This is a genomic window from Flavobacterium sp. WG21 (assembly GCF_000335775.1).
Lineage (GTDB): Bacteria > Bacteroidota > Bacteroidia > Flavobacteriales > Flavobacteriaceae > Flavobacterium > Flavobacterium tructae.
On sequence record NZ_AMYW01000024.1, the window covers coordinates 43,449 to 67,277 of the forward strand.

20 protein-coding genes and 1 pseudogene are annotated in these 23,829 nt (G+C 35.4%); 6 read left to right on the plus strand and 15 right to left on the minus strand.

Going from position 1 to position 23,829, the window contains the following annotated elements:
* Nucleotides 1-20: 20 nt before the first annotated feature.
* Nucleotides 21-899 carry a hypothetical protein gene (locus tag C245_RS0116090; RefSeq protein WP_017497642.1) on the minus strand — a complete coding sequence of 293 codons (879 nt, stop codon included), beginning with the start codon at nucleotides 897-899 and terminating at the stop codon, nucleotides 21-23.
* 97 nt (nucleotides 900-996) lie between these two features.
* Here C245_RS0116090 and C245_RS0116095 point away from each other — a divergent pair, with 97 nt between their 5' ends.
* Entirely contained in the window at nucleotides 997-2,034 is a 1,038-nt protein-coding gene (locus tag C245_RS0116095; RefSeq protein WP_017497643.1) for a formimidoylglutamase, read from the plus strand.
* 136 nt (nucleotides 2,035-2,170) lie between these two features.
* On the plus strand, nucleotides 2,171-3,421 hold the full coding sequence (locus C245_RS0116100) for a DEAD/DEAH box helicase (RefSeq protein ID WP_017497644.1): 1,251 nt from the start codon (nucleotides 2,171-2,173) through the stop codon (nucleotides 3,419-3,421).
* On the opposite strand, the gene C245_RS0116105 is transcribed toward C245_RS0116100, so the two are convergent.
* The 3 genes from C245_RS0116105 to aroC form a co-directional block, all read right to left on the minus strand.
* The gene (locus tag C245_RS0116105; protein WP_026110111.1) at nucleotides 3,418-5,607 is read right to left on the minus strand and encodes a response regulator; all 2,190 of its coding nucleotides are present in this window, start codon (nucleotides 5,605-5,607) and stop codon (nucleotides 3,418-3,420) included. The two genes, C245_RS0116100 and C245_RS0116105, sit on opposite strands and share 4 nt — an antisense overlap.
* Before the next feature lie 127 nt (nucleotides 5,608-5,734).
* A complete protein-coding gene (locus C245_RS0116110) occupies nucleotides 5,735-7,021 on the minus strand; it encodes a dicarboxylate/amino acid:cation symporter (RefSeq protein WP_017497646.1) in 1,287 nt (428 codons plus the stop codon).
* A gap of 50 nt (nucleotides 7,022-7,071) precedes the next feature.
* Entirely contained in the window at nucleotides 7,072-8,133 is a 1,062-nt protein-coding gene (gene aroC / locus C245_RS0116115; protein WP_017497647.1) for a chorismate synthase, read from the minus strand.
* 188 nt (nucleotides 8,134-8,321) lie between these two features.
* Between aroC and C245_RS0116120 the strand changes: the two genes are divergently transcribed.
* Nucleotides 8,322-9,146 carry a UDP-2,3-diacylglucosamine diphosphatase gene (locus C245_RS0116120; protein ID WP_017497648.1) on the plus strand — a complete coding sequence of 275 codons (825 nt, stop codon included), beginning with the start codon at nucleotides 8,322-8,324 and terminating at the stop codon, nucleotides 9,144-9,146.
* A gap of 152 nt (nucleotides 9,147-9,298) precedes the next feature.
* Entirely contained in the window at nucleotides 9,299-9,796 is a 498-nt protein-coding gene (locus C245_RS0116125; RefSeq protein ID WP_017497649.1) for a hypothetical protein, read from the plus strand.
* A 184-nt stretch (nucleotides 9,797-9,980) separates the two neighbouring features.
* Here the strand turns inward: C245_RS0116125 and C245_RS0116130 are convergent, their stop codons facing one another.
* The 7 genes from C245_RS0116130 to C245_RS0116160 form a co-directional block, all read right to left on the minus strand.
* Entirely contained in the window at nucleotides 9,981-10,409 is a 429-nt protein-coding gene (locus C245_RS0116130; protein WP_017497650.1) for a protease complex subunit PrcB family protein, read from the minus strand.
* Between the two features lie 18 nt (nucleotides 10,410-10,427).
* The gene (gene bshA, locus C245_RS0116135; RefSeq protein ID WP_017497651.1) at nucleotides 10,428-11,582 is read right to left on the minus strand and encodes an N-acetyl-alpha-D-glucosaminyl L-malate synthase BshA; all 1,155 of its coding nucleotides are present in this window, start codon (nucleotides 11,580-11,582) and stop codon (nucleotides 10,428-10,430) included.
* A 195-nt stretch (nucleotides 11,583-11,777) separates the two neighbouring features.
* Complete coding sequence (locus C245_RS0116140) at nucleotides 11,778-12,260, minus strand: hypothetical protein (RefSeq protein ID WP_017497652.1); 483 nt, start codon at nucleotides 12,258-12,260, stop codon at nucleotides 11,778-11,780.
* Between the two features lie 98 nt (nucleotides 12,261-12,358).
* Complete coding sequence (locus C245_RS0116145) at nucleotides 12,359-13,150, minus strand: (Fe-S)-binding protein (protein WP_017497653.1); 792 nt, start codon at nucleotides 13,148-13,150, stop codon at nucleotides 12,359-12,361.
* Between the two features lie 133 nt (nucleotides 13,151-13,283).
* Nucleotides 13,284-14,615, minus strand: coding sequence for a (Fe-S)-binding protein (locus C245_RS0116150; RefSeq protein ID WP_026110112.1), 1,332 nt, complete (start codon nucleotides 14,613-14,615; stop codon nucleotides 13,284-13,286).
* Nucleotides 14,616-14,620: 5 nt separating this feature from the next.
* A complete protein-coding gene (locus tag C245_RS0116155) occupies nucleotides 14,621-15,586 on the minus strand; it encodes an MlaD family protein (protein WP_017497655.1) in 966 nt (321 codons plus the stop codon).
* A gap of 50 nt (nucleotides 15,587-15,636) precedes the next feature.
* Nucleotides 15,637-16,764, minus strand: coding sequence for an N-acetylmuramoyl-L-alanine amidase (locus tag C245_RS0116160; protein ID WP_017497656.1), 1,128 nt, complete (start codon nucleotides 16,762-16,764; stop codon nucleotides 15,637-15,639).
* Between the two features lie 82 nt (nucleotides 16,765-16,846).
* Here C245_RS0116160 and C245_RS0116165 point away from each other — a divergent pair, with 82 nt between their 5' ends.
* Both C245_RS0116165 and C245_RS23185 read left to right on the plus strand, forming a co-directional pair.
* Nucleotides 16,847-19,570, plus strand: a complete 2,724-nt coding sequence (locus tag C245_RS0116165) for a putative LPS assembly protein LptD (RefSeq protein ID WP_026110113.1) — start codon at nucleotides 16,847-16,849, stop codon at nucleotides 19,568-19,570.
* A gap of 24 nt (nucleotides 19,571-19,594) precedes the next feature.
* Nucleotides 19,595-19,976: pseudogene (locus C245_RS23185) on the plus strand (RidA family protein).
* Between the two features lie 114 nt (nucleotides 19,977-20,090).
* Here C245_RS23185 and C245_RS0116175 read toward each other — a convergent pair.
* From C245_RS0116175 to pfkA, 4 genes are all read right to left on the minus strand, one after another.
* The gene (locus C245_RS0116175) at nucleotides 20,091-20,465 is read right to left on the minus strand and encodes a methylglyoxal synthase (RefSeq protein WP_017497658.1); all 375 of its coding nucleotides are present in this window, start codon (nucleotides 20,463-20,465) and stop codon (nucleotides 20,091-20,093) included.
* Nucleotides 20,466-20,478: 13 nt separating this feature from the next.
* Nucleotides 20,479-21,330, minus strand: coding sequence for an N-acetylglucosamine kinase-like protein (locus C245_RS0116180; protein ID WP_017497659.1), 852 nt, complete (start codon nucleotides 21,328-21,330; stop codon nucleotides 20,479-20,481).
* Nucleotides 21,331-21,459: 129 nt separating this feature from the next.
* Nucleotides 21,460-22,464, minus strand: a complete 1,005-nt coding sequence (gene gap, locus C245_RS0116185; protein WP_017497660.1) for a type I glyceraldehyde-3-phosphate dehydrogenase — start codon at nucleotides 22,462-22,464, stop codon at nucleotides 21,460-21,462.
* A gap of 84 nt (nucleotides 22,465-22,548) precedes the next feature.
* Complete coding sequence (gene pfkA / locus C245_RS0116190; protein WP_017497661.1) at nucleotides 22,549-23,535, minus strand: 6-phosphofructokinase; 987 nt, start codon at nucleotides 23,533-23,535, stop codon at nucleotides 22,549-22,551.
* Nucleotides 23,536-23,829 lie beyond the last annotated feature (294 nt).

Genomic DNA, 23,829 nt, shown 5'->3' on the forward strand with positions numbered 1-23,829 from the left:
TATTTGTCCTAGACAGCGTATTATCTTAAAGTGAAACTAGTTTTAGAAACTAATTCGTCATTGTCAAAAACGTTAATAAAGTACGTTCCTTTTTCGAAATCTTTACCAATTAAATCTTCTGAAACGTTTACTGTTTTATTTTCATATTTAACAGTAGTTTTAAAACTGTACGTTAAAGTATTGTCTCCAAAACTTTCTGTTCTCTTTTCTCCTAAAACATTGTTTTTAGAATCAATAACCTGAACATAGTACGTTTTATCTCCTGATTTTGCGATTTGATTTTCAGCAATTGTAAAGCTTACTTTCAATACATCAGCACGGCTTGCTTTATCCGTTTCGATTTGTTTACCAGAGCTTCTTACTTTGTAAGCAATTGTTTTAGTATTTAAAACTGATAATTTAGCTCCTTTTTCAACTGTTTTAGCCAATTCTTCGTTTTGACCAACCAAAACTTCATTGTATTTCTTAGACTCTCCTAAAACTACAATTGTACTGTCTCTTTGAACTGTTAAAACACCATTTTGTTTTTTCAACTCATCGTTTTCAGCAACTAAAGTTTTCATTTTACCTTGCATTGCCTGAACTTGTGATCTGTACTTAGAGACATCTCCTTTAGATTTATTTAAATCATCCATTAGAGCGACTACTTTATCTCTTTCCTGAATTAACTCATCAGACATTGAAGTATTCTCAGCAATTGCAGCATCGTAAGTTGCTTTTAACTCCTGTAAATCTTTCATAACAGATTCTTTTTCTGTCATTGTCGTTGTAAGTTCAGTCTTAACTACATCTGTATCAGATGATAATTTAAAAATATACACTAAGCTACCAATCAGTAGGACTGCTAAAACTGCGATTACCGCCTTTAGACTTGAGTTGTTGTTCTTTGGGTTTTCCATATTTAAAAAATTTTCTTTAAAACAAATTTAAGAATTAATATAAAGGTATTAACGTAAGTTTCTACAATTATAGTATTTTTGAAAAATTTTTTTTTTCATGGAGAAACTCATTCCTTTTACTGTTAACGATTTAGCAAAAATTACCAATCACAGAAGTGGTGAAATAAAATTCGGAGAGAAAATGATCGTCATCCCTAAAGGAGTTGACAAGATTCAGTTTCTAAAAGAGAGCGAAGCTAAATATGTCCTTTTCGGAATTCCGGAAGATATTGGCGTGCGTGCCAACTACGGCAGACCGGGAGCAGCATCGGCATGGGAAAGCGCTATGAAAAGCATTGCTAACATTCAGCACAATCGTTTTTCTAAAGGCAGTCAGATTATTGTTTTAGGACAATTGGACGTCGCTGCGGAAATGCGCGATGTTGAAAATCTTGATTTCAATGATATCGACGACCGGTCAAAACTTAGTCAATTAGTCGAAAAAATAGACAAAGAAGTTTCACACATTATCTTTACTCTTATAAAAGCAGGAAAAACTCCTATTATTATTGGAGGCGGACACAACAATGCTTACGGAAATATAAAAGGATCGGCTTTGGCCAAAGGAAAACCTATTAACGCTATCAATTTCGATGCGCATTCCGATTTTAGAATCCTTGAAGGACGTCATAGCGGCAACGGTTTTTCTTATGCCTATGAAGAAGGTTTCTTAAAAAAATACTTCATTTTTGGTCTGCATGAAAACTATACTTCTAAAAGTGTTTTAGACATCATCAAAAAACTGGAAGACCGCGTTCGCTATAATACGTACGACAGCGTCAGCATCCGCAGGGAAAAAGATTTTGACAGAGAAATGGCTCTGGCTTTAGAATTCATCAGAACAGATTCTTTCGGAATCGAAATCGATTTGGATGCTCTTCCAAACATTGCCAGCAGCGCTATGACCATCAGCGGTTTTTCGGTAGAACAAGTACGTCAGTTTATTTCCTTTTTCGGACAACATAAAAATGCGACGTATCTGCATATTTGTGAGGGCGCGCCGGATCTGGCCGATTCTCCGAACAACAATTTAATTGGCAAGCTAATAGGCTATTTAGTAACAGATTTTATTAAAGCGAATAACGAAAAAATCTAATCACAACAGAAACTTTACTAATCAAAAAAATAGGCGTTTGCCAAATAAAGCAATATTCAAATAAAGGATTAAACGAATAAACCTATCTTTGCACTGAATTTTAGTACTTAAAACTAAATTCTTAATAAGTCAAGATATGTTATTCGAAGATCTGTCACTCTCAAAAAGTATACAAAAAGCCGTATTTGAAGAAGGTTACTTAAATCCTACTCCTATTCAGGAACAATCGATCCCGATCGTTTTGTCAGGAAGAGATTTAATTGGCTGTGCACAAACCGGTACCGGAAAAACAGCAGCATTTGCTATTCCAATCATACATCAATTACACCGAATTGTTGGTTCTTCTAAAAAGGCCAAACAAGTCCGTGCTCTTATAGTTACTCCTACACGTGAATTAGCGGTTCAGATTGGCCAAAGTTTTGACACTTATGCCAAATATACCAATTTAACACAATTGACCATTTTTGGAGGGGTTTCACAAAATCCTCAGGTAGATGCCCTAAAAAATGGAGTTGACATTTTAGTTGCAACCCCGGGCCGTTTACTTGATTTACACAAACAAGGATTCCTGGATCTCGATCATTTACACACTTTGGTTCTGGATGAAGCTGACCAAATGCTGGACATGGGTTTTATCAATGATGTCAAAAAAATTGTAAAACTGACTCCTAAAAACAGGCAGACTTTATTGTTCTCTGCTACTATGCCGATTGCTATCCGCGAACTGGCTGAAATGTTTTTGAAAGATCCCGAAAAGGTAGAAGTTTCGCCTGTTTCATCAACGGCAGAAACGGTTGAGCAGCGCATTTACTTTGTAGAAAAAACAGAGAAAAGAAATTTATTGTATCATTTAATCAAAAATGAAAATCTGTCTAATGTTCTGGTTTTTTCAAGAACCAAACATGGTGCTGACAATGTGGTAAAAGCGCTTCGTAAAAAAGACATTCCTGCCGAGGCTATTCACGGAGATAAATCTCAAAATGCCAGACAGCGTGTTTTAGATGCGTTTAAAAACAAAGAAGTTGGCGTTCTTGTTGCAACCGATATTGCTGCAAGAGGAATCGATATTGACCAATTGCCTTTTGTTATCAATTTTGATTTACCCAACATTCCGGAGACTTATGTGCATAGGATTGGACGTACGGGGCGTGCCGGAAATGGCGGAATTGCTATTTCGTTTTGTGGTAAAGACGAACAGCCTTACTGGAAAGACATTCAGAAACTTATTAAAGTAGAGGTAAAAACCATTACCGATCATCCTTACCCATGGCACTCAGGAAGCCCGGGAGCGACGGATGAAAAACCTAAAAACTCAAACCGAAGCGGTGGCGCTCATAAATCGAGAAAATCAAATGCTTCTAAACAAAATAAAAAACGCTGGTATTAACCGGCGTTTTTCGTTTCCAATATTAAGTAATTCATTATCTTAAAAAGGCGTACCGGTTCAAACGGCTTGATAATAATATCATTTATTCCTGAAGAAATCGCTTCATCTGTAATCTCGTCTTTATCAAAAGCAGTAAGCGCTATAATGGGAGTTTTAAGCCCTTTTGAACGAATCCTTCTCGTAGTTTCAAAACCATTCATCAAAGGCATGTTGATATCCATTAAAATCAAGTCGAAATTTTCGCTCTCCAGCATTTTTAGAGCCGCAAAGCCATCATCAACTACTTTGCAGACATAATTGTGTTTTTCGATAATTTTTTTAGTGACCAGCTGATTAATGAGATTATCTTCCACAATTAGAATCTTATACACCTCATTTGAACTCAGGTCCACCTCTATTTCTTCAATAATCAGTTTTGTTTTCTGAGGATCGAATTCAAACGGAATGGTAAATGAAAATGAAGTCCCAAAGCCTACTTCGCTTTTCAAATCAATTGTGCTGCCAAAAAGCCCCAACAATCGTTTTACGATACTCAATCCCAAGCCTGTTCCCTGATAATCTTCATCTTTTCTTCCAACCTGTACGAACTTTTCAAAAATTTTATCCTGATCCACAGCTGCAATTCCTACTCCGTTATCTTTTACCCAAAAATCCAGAAAATACATCTTTCCTTCAAAGCGATTCAGTTTTACGATAATTTCAACTTCGCCATCTTTTGTAAACTTAAGCGCATTACTCACCAGATTCATTAAAATCTGAGCAAGTCGCAACTTATCTCCAATAAGGTACTCGGGAATGCAGGGATCAATAGAAACCGTGATTTTATCATTGTTTTTTTGCGATAAAAAAGACAGCGAATTCTTAATCATCATAATCTCATCGGAAATATTGAATGTTAAATTCTCCAATACCACTTTATTCTCCTCAATTTTATTGATCTGAAGAATGTCATTGACCAAGGATAATAAATAACGGGCCGAAAATTTCAACGAACTCAAATGCTGACTTCTGGACAGTTCTTTGTGTTCTTCCAGCAGCATATTGGTGATTCCAACCACACCGTACAATGGTGTACGCAATTCATGGCTTATAGTCGAAATAAATTGACTTTTAAGAAGTGAGGCTTCCTCTGCAATTTCTTTGGCTTCTAAAAGCTCTGCATTGTGTTTTTTCTTAAACCTGATATTTTTAATCAGAGTGATAATGAGAACCAAAAGAATCAGCGAAATCAGAACAAATAAAATCACAATAATCCTTGACTTTTTAAGACTTTGATACTGTGAATCTTTCTCACTTTCTATCTTATCAATCTGCCTTTTGTATTCGTCTAATTCTAAATTAAAACCGGCAATAGAGGCTTTTTTGAGTTTTTCCTCATTGTACAATTCTTCTGTTATTTTATTGTATGAAGCCAGATTCACATAAGCCTCTTCATACTTCCCTATTTTGTTTAAGAACTTAGAATATTCCTGATGTGAATATGACAAATCCGATCGCTCGTCACTGTTTTTACCCGCCTGAATTGCTTTGAGAAAGAAAACATTGGCCAACTCATAATCATTATGGTAACTATAATACATCCCGTTTAGCATGTTTACAACGATCTCCGTGGACTCGTCACCATATTTACTCTTATTGCTGTTTACAAATTTTAGAAACGGATATCCTTCTTTAAATTTTCCTATATCAAAATAAGCCCAGGCAATATTTACGTTTGTAAAATATACTTGCCCCATCTCGTTTAATTTTAAACTGTAGGCTATGGATTTTTTGTAATAATTAATTCCCAGGTTGAACTGTTTTTTCTCAAAACAATAAATATTACCAAGATTATTATGAAGACTGTATTTTAAGGAATCGTTATTGGTTTTACCGGCGTAAAACAATCCTTTTTTATAGAAAAAAATAGCTTTATCAAATTCCGACAATTCATTGTAATTTCCGGCAATTATTTTATACGATTTTGCTATTAAATTATTATTCTTAGCAGCTGTAGCATAGTTTAATGCTATTCGCGAGGTGATGAGTGACTTTTCAAAATTTGATTTCCTGTAGTCGCCCCAGGCTTCCTCTACAAGTTTATTAATCTTTGCCTCCGGCACCGTTTCAGATTGCATAATGGCTGAATTGGCAAAACAATTCAGACACACCAGCAGTAGCAGCAAAAGAATCCGTATTCGGGGCATAAATAGGCTAATTTGACCAAATATACATCAAAAATAAAAAAAAGCTGTATTTCTATTAAAAATACAGCTTCTTTTTTATTTGGACTTTAAAAGTTTTCAAAGTCTTTTCCTACCTGAATAAAAATAATTATAAGTTTTCGGAAGCAATTTCAGAATCTTTATCATCCTCCCATTGCCCCACAACTGATGTTGCCAAAGCATTTCCTAAAACGTTTGTAGCACTTCTGAACATATCACAAAAGTGATCGATTGGTAAGATTAATGCAATTCCTTCAACCGGTATATCAAACATACCGCAAGTTGCAGCAACTACAACCAAACTGGCTCTTGGCACACCTGCAATACCTTTACTTGTCAACATTAAAACCAAAAGCATCACCATTTGAGTCCCTAAATCCAGATGTACTCCATAAAACTGAGCAATAAAAATACTGGCAAAAGTCATGTACATCATACTTCCGTCCAGGTTAAACGAGTATCCAAGCGGCAGCATAAAGGCTACAATTTTGTCTTTTACACCAAAATCTTCCAATTCTTCTGTTAATTTTGGAAAAACAGCTTCACTACTCGTTGTACCGAAAGCGATCGCCAGAGGCCCTGTAATACGTCTTAAAAGCTCTGTCATTCTTCCTTTCAGAAAAAGATACCCTACTGCAACTAAAACCACCCATAAAGTACCAATTCCAACTAAAAACGATCCGAAGAATTTAAAATAGGTAATTACCAACTCTTCGGCATCTCTAATAGCGAATACTCCTGCAATGGCTCCGAAAACTCCAATTGGAGCGAAGTTCATAACATAGTTCACCATTTTTAAAACGATATGCGAAGTCTTATCTAAAGCATTGATTACTGGTTTTACTGTACTTCCCAAAGAGGCACCAGCTAACCCGAAGAAGATTGAAAATACAACAATCTGTAAAATTTCATTGGTTGCCATTGCTTCAAAAATACTTTTAGGTACAATGTGTTCTACAAAATTTTCAACAGATAATGTTTTTGTTTTAGCAGTTACTTCCGAAGCTGCAGCCATATCAACGTGATCCAGTTTTAAACCTACGCCCGGCTCCAGAATGTTCACATAAAACAATCCAATCAATAAAGAGATAAAAGAAGCAGTAAAAAACCATCCAAGGGCTTTTCCTCCAATTCTTCCCACAGTTTTAATATCTCCAAGTTTTGCAATACCTACAACTAAAGTGGTAAATACTAACGGAGAAATAATCATCTGCACCAATCTGATAAAGATCGTTGCAAGCATTTTTATTTTATTACTAAAAGATTGTGCTGCCTCAGGCGAAATCGAATTGTGCAAAATTATTCCCAAAGTGGCTCCAAGAACCATTGCAATAATAATCTGCCCTGTTAATCCTTTAAGAAAAGATTTCTTTTTAGTTTCTGTAACTTCTTGCATTAATTTGTTTGTTTTAAATTAAAATGTTAAAACCCTCACTGTCTTAACTTTTATAAATACGTTTTGTTGATCAAATAAAAATCAGCCAAAACAATCGCAGCCATTGCCTCAACAATTGGCACTGCGCGAGGCACTACACACGGATCATGACGGCCTTTACCGGTCATTGGTGTAATATTCCCTTTATTGTCTAATGAATCCTGAGTCTGCATGATAGTCGCAACAGGTTTGAAGGCTACTCTGAAATAAATATCCATTCCGTTGCTTATTCCTCCCTGTATTCCTCCCGAAAGATTTGTTTTTGTAGTTCCGTCAGGATTGTATAAATCGTTATGTTCACTTCCTTTCATTTCAGAACCTGAAAATCCGCTTCCGTATTCAAAACCTTTTACTGCATTTATCGAAAGCATGGCTTTTCCTAATTCAGCATGCAGCTTATCAAAAACCGGTTCTCCTAAACCAACCGGAACATTTTGAATGACACAGGAAACTACTCCTCCAACGGTATCTCCTTGTTTGCGGATATCACGAATATATTCTTCCATAATCGCTGCCGATTTTTCATCCGGACAACGAACAGGATTGCTCTCTATTTTAGAAAAATCCAAATCCTGATAAGGTGTATCTAAATGAATTGGACCAACCGATGAAACGTAGGCATTAATTTTTATTTCAGGAAGCATTTGTTTTGCTATCGCCCCCGCAACTACTCTGCTTGCCGTTTCTCTGGCAGAGCTTCGCCCACCACCGCGATAGTCTCGAAAACCATACTTCTGATCGTATACGTAATCAGCATGACTAGGTCTGTAATTGTCTTTTATATGAGAGTAATCGTCTGATTTTTGATTGGTATTCGGAATAATAAATCCAATAGGCGTTCCAGTCGTTTTACCTTCAAAAATACCAGATAAAAACTGAACTGCATCCGGTTCTTTACGTTGTGTTACAATTGCCGACTGTCCGGGCTTTCTTCTGGACATTTCAACTTCAATTGCATCTAAATCAAGTTCAATTCCTGATGGACAACCATCTATAATTCCGCCTAAAGCTTCACCATGAGATTCTCCAAATGTTGTAACTTTATATAAATTGCCGTAGCTATTTCCTGCCATTGTAATTAGTTTTGAGCAAATGTAAGTTTTATGAATTAAATTAAAAAATTTAAAATTGGTATTATTAAGCAAAGGTTAAGGTGATTAAAAATCACAATTTATTAAAATTGCAGCCAAATTGATAACCATTTCATAAAATTTCTCTCACAAGAGTTTCATTCATTTGTTAAACTTCAAAAAAAGAAAAATTGAAAAAACGAAATGTTGAATTGGTCATTATATCAGATGTCCATTTAGGAACTTACGGAAGTCACGCCAAAGAACTAAACAACTACTTATCAAGCATAAAGCCTAAAACATTAGTCCTGAACGGTGACATTATTGATGCCTGGCAATTTAGAAAATCATACTTTCCAAAAGCACATTTAAGAGTCATTCAGCGCATTATCGGCATGGCATCTAAAGGCACAAAAGTATATTACATCACCGGAAACCATGATGAAATTCTTCGGAAATTCAGCGATATGAACATGGGCAATTTTGCACTGGTCGATAAATTAGTTTTGGAACTGGACGATAAAAAAGCATGGATTTTTCACGGAGATGTATTTGATGCTTCCGTTCAACACTCTAAATGGATTGCAAAACTGGGCGGATTAGGATACGATTACTTAATTCTAAGCAATCGATTTGCCAACTGGTGCCTTGCAAAACTAGGACGAGAACCTTACTCCTTCTCTAAAAAGATAAAAGCCAGCGTGAAAAAAGCAGTGAAATTTATCTCTGATTTTGAAACTACTGCTACTGATCTGGCTATTGAAAAAAAATACGATTACGTCATCTGCGGACACATACACGAACCGAAAATCGTTACCAAAGAAAACAAACATGGGTCGACTTTATACCTTAATTCGGGAGATTGGGTGGAAAATCTTACCGCATTGGAATATCATAAAAAGCGATGGAAATTATACTCTTATGCCGAAAGTAATTTTACCGAAGAAGAAAATCTCTTTGAAATGGAGGACACGCTGAGCTCTCAGTTAATTTCTACTATCATTCTAAACAAATAAACCTCTAAACACACTGCCTATCGCAAATAAAACTACTTTAAACCTGCTTTCTTACTTTCTAAAAATGTGAATTATATAACAATTTTTAATAATCCTATACGATTCAAAATTATAGTGAGGATTAAATTTGGCAAAAATTAATAACCATTTTTATGAAAAAAATCACTTTATCTGCCCTAATGCTATTAGGTTTAGCGTTTACGGCACAATCACAAGAAATTTCGAAACATGCCCTGGGTATCCGTTTAGGAGATAATAACGGTTTTGGCGGAGAAGTATCTTATCAGTTAGGATTAAACCAAAAAAACAGACTGGAATTTGATTTAGGATGGAGAAACAGCAGTAACGTTGACGCTATTAAAGGTGTAGCACTTTATCAATGGGTTTGGAATATTGATGGAGGTTTCAACTGGTATGCCGGTGTTGGAGGTGGTCTTGCAACCTGGAATCACGACTATTATACCAACAACAACAGATACAAAGATAACGGAACGTATGTTTTTGCGGCGGGAGATATTGGTATAGAATACAGATTTAAAGAAGCACCAATTACTTTATCATTAGACGCGAGACCTGAAGTTGGTTCCGGATATTATGACGATGACAATTTTGGATTTGATGTTGGTTTAGGAGTGAAATTCAGATTCTAATTAAAGACAAAAATAATTATAAAAAGAAACCTGTCGTTTTTAATGCGACAGGTTTTTTTTATGTTTACATTGAAAATGAGTCTCAGGCTGAGCAAAGTCGAAGCTTTGCGCATAGGGGCTTCGACTTCGCTCAGCCGGACATTCGCTTCGACTTCGCTCAGCCTGACATCCCACAACTCATCACTTACTTCACAATAATCTCTTTTTTAGAGTGTACTTTGATTACAGTGTACGGATAAGTAATAGCCTGCGTTACCATAGCATCTGCAGCGGGATTATTTTCTTTAACGGTGATGATAATATTTTTATCCGTTTCTTCTACTTTTTCAACACCAATAGAATAGCCACCGGTATTTTTTTCACCCATATTCAGGATTACATAATTTGAATTACTGATATCGTCCTGTTTCATTTTTGCTTTCAAATGGGGATCATTTTCCAGCATTTTGATTTCATTCGGTTCCGTTAGAATTTCAAAAAATTTGATATTTCCTCCTCCGTCAGATTGTTCTGTGAGAACTTCATACAGAATTTTAGAGGTTCCGTCAGAGTTTTTCTTAACCCCGCAAGAAACTAAAACCAGAATCACCAGTACCGAAATTACTTTTTTCATTTACGTTAACTTTTAAGATTATTGTTTCTCGTGTTTCTCATGCTTATAATCATCAATCGCTTTTTGATACAACGCCTCATACTTAGGCAATATTGTTTTGATATCAAACTTACGGGCAACTTCTAATGCATTTGCTTTAAACTGATTCAAAACGTCGTCGTCTTTTAGTATTTTGATTGCATTGGCAGCCATTTCCTCAACGTTACCAACATTGCTCAAATATCCTGAAAAACCGTCAAAATTAACCTCTGGCAAACCACCCGAATTACTTGAAATCACAGGGACTCCGCTTGACATTGCTTCTAAAGCTGCCAAACCAAAACTCTCTGTTTCTGATGGAAGCAGGAATAAATCGGTAAAACATAAAATTTTATCAATCTCGTTACTATTTCCAAAGAAAATAACTTTGTCATAGATACCAAGTTCCATACATAAAACTTCTGCTTTTTCTTTTTCCGGACCATCACCTACCATCATCAGTTTAGACGGAATTTCTTTCTGAATATTATAGAAAATCTTAATGATATCCGGAATTCTCTTCACCTTTCTAAAGTTACTAATGTGCGTGATAATGCGCTCGTCCTCCTTCGCCATAACATAACGATGGCAAGGTGCCTGAGGATCTTTTCTAACTTTATCCAATTCGATAAAATTAGGGATAACCTTAATTTTATTCTTGATTTTAAACAGCTTTAAAGTATCATCTTTCAAACTCTGAGAAACGGAAGTCACATAATCTGATTTATTGATGCTAAAGGTCACCGCAGGTTTATAAAAGGGATGATTCCCCACTAGTGTAATATCTGTTCCGTGAAGTGTGGTAATCATTGGAAGATTAATCCCTTCATTTTTCAGCATTTGCTTCGCCATATAACCCGCATATGCGTGAGGAATGGCATAATGCACGTGAAGCACTTCTATTTTATACAATTTCACCATATCAACCAATTTACTGGACAATGCCAATTCATAAGGCTGATAATGAAAAAGAGGATATTCAGGAACGTTTACTTCGTGATAATGAACATTAGGGTTTAAAAGTGCCAACCGAACTGGCTGACTGTAGGTAATAAAGTGGATTTCGTGTCCGCGTCTGGCTAATTCAAGGCCTAATTCCGTAGCAACTACACCACTACCACCAAATGTCGGATAACAAACTATTGCTATTTTCATGTATTAAGTTTAGTAACTACGAAAGTACTTAAAAATAGCTTTTAGTTGCTCTTTTAAACTGTTAGATTTTTGTGAATATATAGATTCAGATTTTTCGATTTTAAACCCGACAGGTTTTTGAAACCTGTCCGGTTTATAAAAACAAAAAAGGCGCAAAATTTAGATTTTGCACCTTTCGAATATTATAAATTTCTCTTAGAAAAATCTGCTGTGCCAGCTATCGGCAGCAGGAACTTCCCATGATTCGTTGAATTCTTCAATATTGTTTACCAGATTATTAAAAACAATAGTGTTCTCGGAAACTGACTTGTCTTTAACCATTTTCTTAAAATCGATTAAAGGTTTGTGTGCAATATGTTCCCCCAGTTTAAAAGTCACGTTCATTTTATCTAACAAATCAACGTTGTACTTTTTCTCTAAACTTTGGATAAACTCCACCGAACTATCGATCGAACAACCTGTTGCCGCCTGTACTTCCTGATTTACAGCCAAAATAATGAATCGGTTGTATTTTAATTGATACGAAGCCTCCAGACTTGTTCCGTGTGCCGCCCATTCTTCTACAAAAGCTTTCAGGTCGGTTTCTATTTCAGAAAATTCTTCCTCAGAAAACTTTCTGTTTGATTGATAAATCCAAACTCTGGATTCACCAGGTAAATTTTCAAAAGGTATATACATTTTTTCTTTTTGTTTTATTTTGTTTCAAGTTTCAGGTTTCAAGTTAAAAAACTTAGAACCTTAGCGCCTTAGCATCTTAGTAACTCAGAACCTTTTTTTTAAAGATCCTGTGCATTCGCAATTAGCTCCGCAACATCCATTACTTTCACTTGTCCTTCTTTTTCCTGATGTTTGATACCATCAGTCAACATTGTATTACAGAACGGACACCCGGCTGCAATAATATCCGGCTGTACTTCCAAAGCATCTTCGGTACGTAAAACGTTCACTTCTTTATTTCCAGGCTCGGCATCTTTAAACATTTGTGCTCCACCGGCTCCACAACAAAGTCCGTTTGCTTTTGAGCGCTTCATTTCCACTAGCTCAACATCAAGTTTCTGAATCAGGTCTCTTGGTGCTTCATATACTTTGTTAGCTCTACCTAAATAACAAGGATCGTGAAAAGTAATTTTCTTTCCTTTAAACTGACCTCCTTCTACGGTTAGTCTTCCGTCATCAATTAATGATTTTAAGAATTCTGTATGATGTATAACATCGTACTGACCTCCTAATTCAGGATATTCATTCTTTAAAGTATTGAAACAATGCGGACAAGCGGTAACAATTTTCTTTGCTTCATAAGCATTCAGCACCTCGATATTCATCATGGCCTGCATTTGAAACAAAAACTCATTTCCAGCACGTTTTGCAGGATCTCCGGTACAGCTCTCTTCAGTACCTAAAACTGCAAACGATACATTAGTACGATTTAAAATTCGCACAAATGCTTTTGTAATTTTTTTTGCTCTATCATCAAAACTCCCTGCGCAACCTACCCAAAATAAAACTTCAGGCTGTGTTCCCTGGGCTAGCATCTCAGCCATTGTTGGCACTACTAAACTTTCTGACATCTTCTTTTGTTGTTAAATCGGTTAATTGTTTATTTGGTTAATCGCACTCTTTGCTGTAACCTTACTAAAAAACCTTACTATTTTATTCAAATCGATTAAACGGTTAAACCAATAACCTTTTAAACTTTTATTTCTAATTTTCGTTTTTCCAATTCAAACGATCCTGCTGGCTATATTGCCAAGGCGCTCCATTGTTTTCGATATTGGTCATCATCGCATTTAATGACATTGGAGCAGCACTTTGTTCCATTACTAAATAACGACGCATATCCATAATAATAGACAACGGACTGATGTTTACCGGACATTCTTCTACACAAGCGTTACATGAGGTACAAGCCCACAATTCTTCAGGTGTAATATAATCGTTCAATAATGTTTTATTATCCGGAACAAAAACTCCTTTATTTGCATCGATGTTTTTACCAACTTCCTGCAAACGGTCTCTTGTGTCCATCATAATTTTACGAGGAGACAATTTTTTACCCGTTTGATTTGCCGGACATGATGATGTACAACGACCACATTCCGTACAAGTATAAGCATTTAAAAGCTGTACCCAGTTCAAATCCTGAACATCACTTGCTCCAAATTTTGCAGGGGCAGCATTTTCGTCAACAGGGGCTGCTGCAAACGGATCTGCATTTGGATCCATCATCAACTTTACCTCTTTGGTTACTGACTCTAAATTATCAAACTGACCTTCAGGGTTCAAGTTCGCAAAATAAGTATTTGGGAAAGCCAAAAGAATGTGCAGGTGTTTAGAAAAGTATAAATAGTTCATGAAAACTAAAATACCTGCTATGTGCAGCCACCAGAATACTTCAAATAACAGCACTACCAAATCATTCGACATTCCGTTAAAAATTGGCGCTATAAACTGACTGATCGGGAAACTTCCTGCTTTATGAAAAACTCCTCCTGGAACATTTTGCAAATGAAGATCGGAAGCATTCATTAATAAAAACAATAACATCAAAACGGTTTCGAAATACAAGATGTAATTCGCATCGCTTTTTGGAAATCCGTCCAGGTCTTTGTTCACAAAACGCTTTAATCGGATTACATTTCTTCTAATCCAAAAAACAGTAACTGCAAAAATTACCAGTATTGCCAATATCTCAAATGAAGCAATTAAAACATCATAAACCACACCTAAATAAGGCGCAAAAATTCTATGCGTTCCAAAAAGTCCGTCAATAATGATCTCGAGTAATTCGATGTTGATAATTATAAAACCTACATATACAAAAATATGAAGTATTCCAGCTACAGGGCGTCTCACCATTTTTGACTGCCCAAGAGCAATCAATGCCATGTTTTTCCAACGTGCTTTAGAATTATCTTTTCGATTTACATCTACTCCCAAATTAATGTTTCGGATGATCTTTTTTACGCTCGATGCAAAAAAGCCAAAACCTATTATAAGAAGTATAGCGAATAAAATATTATCTAAATAACTCATTCTGATTATTTTTTAGTGGTTGTGTTAGCATCTTCTGTTGGTGCTACATAAGGTTTGTTTTTCTTTCCGAAAAGCGAAACATTTACATAACGTGTTGGGTAAAGACGAACATCCTGTAACAATAATTCAAGCTCTTTTGAAGTTTTTGCCAGATTATTATACAACGCATCATCATTCAATAATTTACCCGCAGTACCTTTTCCTGAGTTCAAATTACTCATAATACCATCCACTTTAGCCAAAGTCTGATTTAAGTTTCGAACTGTTTTTCCTAAATCTGCCTTGTTTAAAGAATCAGAGATTTTATTGAAGTTACTGGACATTTTATTAAAGTTGCTTACCACTCCGTTAATCTGTCCTTTGTTGGTATCTAAAATAGTATTGATGCTTCCTGAAGCTTTATGAAACTGCTCCATAGTCTGACTCAATTCAGCTAAAGTTTTCTTCAGGTCTTCTTGTCCTTTTTTATCTAAAACGTTGTTTAATCCTGAAACCAGATTATCAATGTTAACCAACATTTTTTCTAATTTCACCTGAATTGGCTCAATTTTTCCGCCTAAAGATTCTTTTAGTCCCGGTTCAACAACCGAAGCTAAAGTCTGACCATCAACCGCCAGTTCTTTGTCTGCAAAATTAGGAACAATCTTAATCTGTTTTCCTCCAATTAAACTTGGAGAATATAAAGATGCCTGACTTGTTTTAGAAATTGGAAAATCTGTTTTTAATTGAAGTTCAACTAATAATTTCCCTGTTACTTCATTGATTGTAATTTTAGTTACTTTACCAATTGTAAGTCCGTTTATGGTAACGGGAGCTGATGCTGACAAATCTTCCACATTATCATATTCTGCATATAATGTTTGGTAATCTGTAAAAAGGTCTTTGCCTTTTAAAAAACTATAGCCCCAAATAAATAATAAAATTGACGCGATGACTAAAATAGCCGTTTTAATTTCTCTTGTTAGTTTCAAAATTCTTAGTGTTTGTACAAAATTAATATAAATATTCGAACTAGAAGCTATTATTTAATGGCGTCTTGAATACTGATCTTTTCTCCATCTTTGGTTGCAACCAAAAAGGCAGCGCCGTATCCTTTATCTTTAGCTTCTTCCAAATATTTTTTGGCAGCATCGTAACTTGAAGTTTCCTGATAGAAATATTTATAAATATTATTTTCGTACAGCATGGTTACGTTTTTAAGTCCTTTAAAATTTTTAGGTTCCAATGGTGTCTTTTTAATACTGGCAATAAGCTGTACTCTAAAGAATGTACCTTTTGGAGCGTTTTTAACTGTCGCAGGAGTTTCGACTTCTTTCGTTTTAACCGGAGTTGAAGTATCTTTTGCCGGTTTTGAATCTACTATTTCAGGAATACCTGAACCAAAATATTCGCTTTTATAACTTAAAATTGCTTCGGCAATCGCTTTTGCAATATCATTTTGTCCTTCTTCTGAATTTAGTATATTCCCTTCTGTCGGATTAGATACAAACCCGGTTTCTACTAAAACCCTTGGCATATAAGCTTTATGAAGTACCATGAAAGGTGCTTGCTTTACCCCTCCATGTCTCAATTTTTTTCCAAGTTTATCAAAATTGTCTTCAATTTTACTGGCCAAAGAAATACTGTTATCCAAATATTCTTCCTGCATTAAAGTCATTCCAATCATTGATTCAGGTGAATTTGGATCGAAACCTTCATATTTACGTTTATAATCTTTTTCTAAAGTAATTACAGAGTTCTCTTTTTTCGCAGCTTCAAGATTCGACGCTACTTTACTCAACCCCATTACATAGGTTTCTGTTCCGTCGGCAGCTGTATTTTTATTTGCATTACAGTGAATTGATACGAAAATATTCGAATTTGCTCTGTTTGCAATGTTTGCTCTTTCGACCAAATCGATAAAAACATCCGTTTTACGAGTATATATTACATTAACATTCGGACTTCCCTCTAAGATTTTACCCACTTTTAAAACAATAGCTAAAGCAATATTTTTTTCAATCCGTCCGCTGTAAACAGCTCCAAAGTCGTGATCACCATGTCCAGCATCAAGTGTTACTTTAAAAACATTTGCCTGGCTATAAGCACAAAAAGACAATATCGTTAGAAAAAAAGTAAATATTACTTTAATTTTGTTAAATCCATTCATAAATCTAAAAGTTAATTTTAATAAAACGCTACAGCTATAATTTTTACAATTGATTATTTTTGACAAAAAATTATATGTAAGTTTGACATGTCAAAAAACAAGCCATAATTTTACAAAAATAGCATTTAAACCTTTGCATACAAACTTATTTAATATCGTTTTATTATCATTTTTCCTAACTTTAGGATGTGGTAATTTATATTCGCAAGAGATAAAAAACAAAAAAAAGCCTTTACCTACTGTAAAACAAACAGATAAACCCAAAAGCACTACAACAGAGAAACCTGAGGTTACCGTTTCAGACACTATAAAGCTGGATACGGTTAAGGCAAAAAAGAATTTTCTGGACGCTGTTACCAAATACAAAGCTAAAGATTACGCTAAATACGACAAAAAAGCAAAAACTCTTACCTTATATAATGAAGCCGAACTTTATTACAAAGATGTCGAATTAAAATCGGGTATCATTGTTTTAAACATGGAAAAGGAAGAGGTTTATGCCGGACGTATTCGGGATTCGGCAGGTGTTTTGATACAATATCCAAACTTCAAACAAGGAGCCAGCGAAGTTCAGCCCGACTCTATCCGATTTAATTTTAAAACAAAAAAGGCTCTGATCTATAATTCGAGAACAGAACAAGGTGAATTTAAGATTAAAGCAGCCATTACCAAAAAAGAAAACGACTCGGTTTACTTTTTACGCGGTGCCCGTTTTACAACCGCAAAAGACATTGACAATCCGGAATACTATTTTCAGACCAATAAAGTAAAATTTATACCTGGTAAAAAAGTAATTACCGGTTTAACCAATATGGTCATTGCAGATGTTCCTACCCCTCTGGCATTGCCTTTCGCCTATTTCCCGATGAGTCAGGAAAAAAGTGTTTCGGGTATTATTTTACCTAGTTACAACGACTCAAACACAAGAGGTTTCTCTTTACAAAACGGAGGATATTATTTTGCATTGAGTGATAATTATGATCTGACGGTTCTGGGTGACTATTATACCAATGGTAGTTATGCCATGCGTTTCGAATCGACATACGCCGCGAAGTACAAATACAGAGGAAATCTTAACATTCGTTATGAAAATCTAATCAACAGTGAGCGTGGTTATCCTGATTATTCTAAAGAAAAAATCTACAACATTCAGTGGTCGCATTCGAAAGATACAAAATCAAACCCTAACTCTACTTTTTCTGCCTCTGTAAACATGGGTAGTAGTAAGTACTTCAAGCGATCTATCAATCAGGCGAACGCAGGATCTAATTTAAATAACACTTTAAACTCCTCCATCTCTTACAGCAAAACGTTCAATACGATTCCTCAGGCACGTATTTCGTTAACCGCCACGCACTCGCAAAATACTCAAACGGAAAAAATCGACATGACCCTACCAACCTTACAGGCAAGTGTGGATCGTGTATATCCTTTTGTTGGAAAAGACGGCGTTAAAAAGGGATTCATAAAAAACATCAATTTACAATATAATTTAAGCGGGAAAAACAGTATTTCAACAACAGATTCCCTGTTTTTCAAACCACAGATGTTTAGAGATGCTAAGATTGGAATGCAACACAGTATTCCTATCAGTACTAACTTTAAATTGTTTAAATACTTTAGTGCAGGAGCCTCTACCAATTATCAGGAAACCTGGGTAACTAAAACCGAAAAGAGAGAATACGATGCTACTAAAGGACAGGCCGTAACCACGACTGTTAATGGTTTTGATGCTTACAGAACTTATAATTTCAGTACCAATTTAGGAACTACCATTTACGGTACTTTTAATTTTGGTGACAACAAAAAAATTCAATCCATACGTCACGTCATGAGACCTACTATGACGTATTCTTACACGCCAAGTTTTGATCAGTATTACGACAATTATACAGTAGACGCAACCGGAAAAATCAATACGTACTCCAGATTTGACAATGGTATTTTTGGCGCTCCCGGAAACAGTAACTCTAATATTGTGTCATTTGCTTTAAGTAATACTTTTGAAGCCAAGGTAAGAGATCGTGACAGCACAAAAACAGAGCCGAAAAAGATCATGTTACTAAACAACTTAAACTTCAGCACCAGTTATAATTTCAATGCTGACGGAAAACAAACTTTAGCCTGGCAGCCGGTAATTGTAAGTGGTGGAACGCAGCTTTTGGACAACAAAATGAACCTGAACTTCGGAGCTGTTTTAAACCCGTATGCGATTGACAATGCAGGGCACGTAATGAATGTCTTTAATATTGATAATGGAGGAAGTTTATTCCGATTAACGAGTGCCAACCTTACTGTAAACTATTCCTTCTCGAACAAGGGAGGCAATGCACAGGAAAAGAACACACAAAGCCAGCGAAATGGTGGTCGTAATGACGACTTGTTCGGAACAAATACGGATCTAAACGATAGCAGAAATAGTCAGTTTGCCAACGAAAAAGACGATGATAAAGATGTGATAACTGAATTTTTCCGCTCTAAACTTCCGTGGGATATGACTTTGGCATATTCCCTAACCTACTCGAATGCCGCCAGGGAAAATAAAATTAGCGGAAACTCGATCATGATATCTGCCAATATGGACATTACTCCTAAATGGAAAGGCGGAGTTTCTACAGGTTACGATTTTGTACAAAAAGGGGTTACTTTTACACAATTTCGTTTTGAAAGAGACTTATTAAGCTGGAGAATGGCCTTTAACTGGACTCCAATTGGTCCAAACTCCAACTGGAATTTCTTTATTGGAATTAAATCCGGAATGTTGAGTGATATTAAATGGAACAAGCGTAGTACTTCAAATCGATAAACTATCGAATAAAAATAATTTATTATGAAAAAAATCATCTTTACCGAAAAGGCACCGGCTCCAATTGGTCCTTACAATCAGGCAGTATTATCAGGAAACACACTTTATGCATCAGGTCAGATTGCGATCAATCCAACTTCCGGCGAACTTGTAACAGACAATATCAATGATGAAACCAAACAGGTAATGGAAAATATTGCAGCCATTTTAGAAGCTGCCGATATGTCTTTTGAAAATGTAGTAAAAGCTACCATTTTTATCATGGACATGAATAATTTCGCAGCTATAAACACCGTTTACGGTTCTTACTTCGACGAAAAAAACGGCTCCTGCTCGTGAAACTGTTCAGGTTGCTTGTTTACCTAAAAATGTAAATGTTGAAATTTCGATAATTGCAGTACAATAAAAATTGTTTCAAGTTTCAAGTTTGACACTTTGAGCATAACCTGAAACTTGAAACCTGAAACAAAAAAACCGTTACAAGTTGTAACGGTTTTTTTTATATCTAAAATTAGAAATTCTATAATTGCAGCGCAATGGCATTAAGCAGTAACTGTGCCGAAGCTTCATTAGTTGCCAGAGGTACATTATGAACATCACAAACACGAATCAGCATATTGATGTCTACTTCGTGAGCATGGCTTGCCAACGGATCTTTAAAGAAGAAAACCATTTTCGTCTTTCCTTCTGCCACTCTCGCAGCAATCTGCGCATCACCTCCCATTGGTCCTGAGAGCATTCTTTTCACCTTAAAACCGGCGTTTTCAGCCTTACTACCTGTAGTTCCAGTTGCGATTAATTTAATGTTTTCCTGAAGCAGTAAAGCCTTGTTTTTATTCAAAAACTGAACCATGTCTGCTTTTTTCCCATCATGAGCTATGATAGCAATTTCCATATTCTATTTTTATTTATTGATTTGCAACGTGGTAAGCAATTAATCCATCAATTGGTCTTCTTAAAACGTTACCCAATTGAAGTCCGTATTTATCAAAAGTTTCTTGTAATTCGTCTTTTAAATAAAAAGCAATTGACCCCACAAAATGAACAGGAACTTCTTTACAATTGTCAAATTGCTTGATGTAGTTTTTCACGAAAGATTTCATTCCTTTGAAGATAATTTTTCTGCAAAACTCAGTGTCTTTATGCTTGATCAGGAACTTTGCAAAGGTCGCCAAATAGGCGTTTGGATTTGGTTCTTTGTACAATTTATTCTTGATAAAATCAGGTTCTAAATTATACTCTTTCTCAAATTCAACAGCCAGTTCTTTTGGCATTTTATTGAAATAGTACTTTCTGATTAATTCTTTTCCAAAAACATTTCCACTGCAGTCGTCCATTGCGATAAACCCAAGTGACTGAACTTTTTGGTGCAATACTTTACCATCAAAAAAGCTGCAATTAGAACCGGTACCTAAAATACTCACGATCGCAGCTTCTCCTTTTGGAGTAGTTGCATATACTGCGGCATAAGTATCCTCCTGAACTTCTACAATTGCATTCTCAAAATATTCCTGAAATATTCGAGAAAGTTCTATTTTCATTCTCTCGGTTCCGCAACCTGCTCCGTAAAAAAACAAATGCGTCGCGTTCTTTTTATTTTGCAGAATATCAAAACGATCGTTTAATCTTTCTACTATCTCCGGACCGTCAAGAATTTCAGGATTTAATCCTAAAGTTTGTGTGGTGAATAATACTTTTCCATTATCATCAATTGCAATCCAATCGGCTTTAGTAGATCCACTATCAACTATTAATTTCATTTTATTTAGTTTTTGGATTAGTCTTTCTTTAGCTAAATAAAAAATGTGTTTTTACCTTAATTAAAGAAGCAACAAAATAAGAAAATCCCATTACTATTCAATAACGGGATTTTGCAAAAATATATATTATTATTTTAAACCTGCGATATGCACAGACAAATCAATCAATTTACTTGAATATCCGTACTCATTATCGTACCAGGATACTAATTTAAAGAAAGTTGAATTTAAACCGATTCCAGCTCCTGCATCTACTACTGAAGTTCTTTTATCAGAAATAAAATCCTGAGAAACAACTGCATCTTCTGTATATCCTAAGATACCTTTCATTGTAGTTTCGGAAGCATTTTTCAAAACAGCCATAATTTCTTCATAAGAAGTTTCTTTAGCCACTTTTACTGTTAAATCTACTACAGAAACGTCAGCAGTAGGAACACGGAAAGACATTCCTGTTAATTTTCCATTCAAAGCCGGAATTACTTTTCCAACTGCTTTTGCAGCTCCGGTTGAAGAAGGAATGATGTTAATGCTTGCAGCACGTCCGCCTCTCCAGTCTTTTCTTGAAGGACCATCAGCTGTCATTTGAGTTGAAGTGGTTGCGTGAACTGTTGTCATTAAACCTTCAACAATTTCGAAGTTATCGTGAATTACTTTAGCTAAAGGAGCTAAACAGTTTGTTGTACAAGAAGCGTTAGAAACCACTAAATCTGTAGCTTTTGCTGTTTCATGGTTTACTCCCATTACAAACATTGGTGCATCAGCAGACGGAGCAGAGATAATTACTTTTTTAGCACCACCTTTGATGTGCTCGTTTGCAGTTTCGATTGTTGTGAAAATACCAGTACATTCAGCAACTACATCTACATCTACTTCGTTCCATTTTAAATCAGCAGGATTTCTTTCAGCAGTGATACGGATGTTTCTTCCGTTTACAAAAAGTTTTCCGTCTATTACTTCTACAGTTCCGTTGAAACGTCCGTGAACTGAATCATATTTTAATAAGTAAGCCAAGTGATCTACATCTAACAAATCATTGATTGCTACTACTTCTACATTATCTCTATTGAAAGTTTCTCTAAAAACGATTCTTCCGATACGTCCAAATCCGTTTATTCCTAATTTTACTTTTGACATTTTACTTAATTTTTTGTTTTTTATTACACTAATTCAAAGTCTAATTTCCTCACAATAAACTTCTTTCCTTTTTTAAACTTTTTTTTATGTCGACATGATATCGGACACTCTTAACAATTCTCTGTCAATCTCAGATTTACCTTTAATTGCTTGTTCAAGAGGTGTCAAAACAACTTTATCAGCCTGCAAACCGACCATATAATTTGATTTACCTTCTATTAAAGATTCTACCGCTTTTACTCCCAAACGGCTTGCTAAAACACGGTCAAAGCAAGATGGAGAACCACCACGCTGCATATGTCCCAATACAGATACTCTAACGTCGTACTCCGGCAGATTGGCTTCAACATAATCTTTTAATTCGAAAACATTTTTACCTATTTTATCTCCTTCGGCAATAACTACTATACTTGATGATTTTCCTGAAGCTTTACTTTTTTGAAGTGAATCTAATAATCGGTCTAAACCTAAATCTTCTTCAGGAATAAGAATTTCTTCTGCACCGGCTCCAATTCCGGCATTAAGAGCAATATGACCTGCATCTCTACCCATTACCTCTACAAAAAACAGACGGTTATGCGAACTTGCAGTATCTCTAATTTTATCGATACAATCTACAACAGTATTTAAGGCTGTGTCATAACCTAAAGTATGGCTGGTTCCAAAAATATCATTGTCAATTGTTCCTGGAATTCCCATTACCGGAAAACCGTATTCTGAATTAAAAATTAATCCTCCGGTAAAACTTCCGTCTCCTCCAATGACAACCAAAGCATCTACTCCGGCTTTTAAAAGATTTTCGTGCGCTTTTTTTCTACCTTCCGGGCTTCTAAACTCAACTGAACGAGCTGATTTCAAAATCGTTCCGCCTTTGTTCACAATATTATTTACGCTACGGGGCCCCATTTCTTTGAAGTCACCTTCAATCATTCCTTGATATCCCCTATAAATCCCTATGCATTCTATATTATGATAAGCACATGTTCGAACAACTGATCGTATTGCGGCATTCATTCCTGGTGAGTCACCTCCTGATGTTAGAACACCAACTTTTTTTATCGTTTTTGGCATTATTTAAGTATTAAAGTGTAAAATTAGCAAACATTCACCACTTATCGGGTTATCTTTATAATAAATTAGCAAAATATGTTAAATTCAAACGTTTTCGTTAATAAGTTTTTCTAAAGCAAAAATTTCATTCTCCATAATAAATGTCCCCTATTTAAATTGAATATTTAAAATTAACAATACATTACTGAAGTGTTATAAAATTTGACAGCAATCCTTACTAGCAAAAAATAAGCAAGTCTCTAAAATTAAAACAAAAAAACCATTCGCAGTAACGAATGGTTTTTTATCTGTATC

What these genes read in the sequence shown, in the direction of transcription:
- C245_RS0116090 (WP_017497642.1), bottom strand. Translation starts at nt 899, where the DNA reads ATGGAAAACCCAAAGAACAACAACTCAAGTCTAAAGGCGGTAATCGCA.
- C245_RS0116105 (WP_026110111.1), bottom strand. Translation starts at nt 5,607, where the DNA reads ATGCCCCGAATACGGATTCTTTTGCTGCTACTGCTGGTGTGTCTGAAT.
- C245_RS0116130 (WP_017497650.1), bottom strand. Translation starts at nt 10,409, where the DNA reads ATGAAAAAAGTAATTTCGGTACTGGTGATTCTGGTTTTAGTTTCTTGC.
- C245_RS0116140 (WP_017497652.1), bottom strand. Translation starts at nt 12,260, where the DNA reads ATGTATATACCTTTTGAAAATTTACCTGGTGAATCCAGAGTTTGGATT.
- C245_RS0116180 (WP_017497659.1), bottom strand. Translation starts at nt 21,330, where the DNA reads ATGAAATTAATAGTTGATAGTGGATCTACTAAAGCCGATTGGATTGCA.
- C245_RS0116100 (WP_017497644.1), top strand. Translation starts at nt 2,171, where the DNA reads ATGTTATTCGAAGATCTGTCACTCTCAAAAAGTATACAAAAAGCCGTA.
- C245_RS0116150 (WP_026110112.1), bottom strand. Translation starts at nt 14,615, where the DNA reads ATGAGTTATTTAGATAATATTTTATTCGCTATACTTCTTATAATAGGT.
- C245_RS0116125 (WP_017497649.1), top strand. Translation starts at nt 9,299, where the DNA reads ATGAAAAAAATCACTTTATCTGCCCTAATGCTATTAGGTTTAGCGTTT.
- C245_RS0116175 (WP_017497658.1), bottom strand. Translation starts at nt 20,465, where the DNA reads ATGGAAATTGCTATCATAGCTCATGATGGGAAAAAAGCAGACATGGTT.
- C245_RS0116095 (WP_017497643.1), top strand. Translation starts at nt 997, where the DNA reads ATGGAGAAACTCATTCCTTTTACTGTTAACGATTTAGCAAAAATTACC.
- bshA (WP_017497651.1), bottom strand. Translation starts at nt 11,582, where the DNA reads ATGAAAATAGCAATAGTTTGTTATCCGACATTTGGTGGTAGTGGTGTA.
- aroC (WP_017497647.1), bottom strand. Translation starts at nt 8,133, where the DNA reads ATGGCAGGAAATAGCTACGGCAATTTATATAAAGTTACAACATTTGGA.
- C245_RS0116110 (WP_017497646.1), bottom strand. Translation starts at nt 7,021, where the DNA reads ATGCAAGAAGTTACAGAAACTAAAAAGAAATCTTTTCTTAAAGGATTA.
- C245_RS0116160 (WP_017497656.1), bottom strand. Translation starts at nt 16,764, where the DNA reads ATGAATGGATTTAACAAAATTAAAGTAATATTTACTTTTTTTCTAACG.
- C245_RS0116145 (WP_017497653.1), bottom strand. Translation starts at nt 13,150, where the DNA reads ATGTCAGAAAGTTTAGTAGTGCCAACAATGGCTGAGATGCTAGCCCAG.
- gap (WP_017497660.1), bottom strand. Translation starts at nt 22,464, where the DNA reads ATGTCAAAAGTAAAATTAGGAATAAACGGATTTGGACGTATCGGAAGA.
- pfkA (WP_017497661.1), bottom strand. Translation starts at nt 23,535, where the DNA reads ATGCCAAAAACGATAAAAAAAGTTGGTGTTCTAACATCAGGAGGTGAC.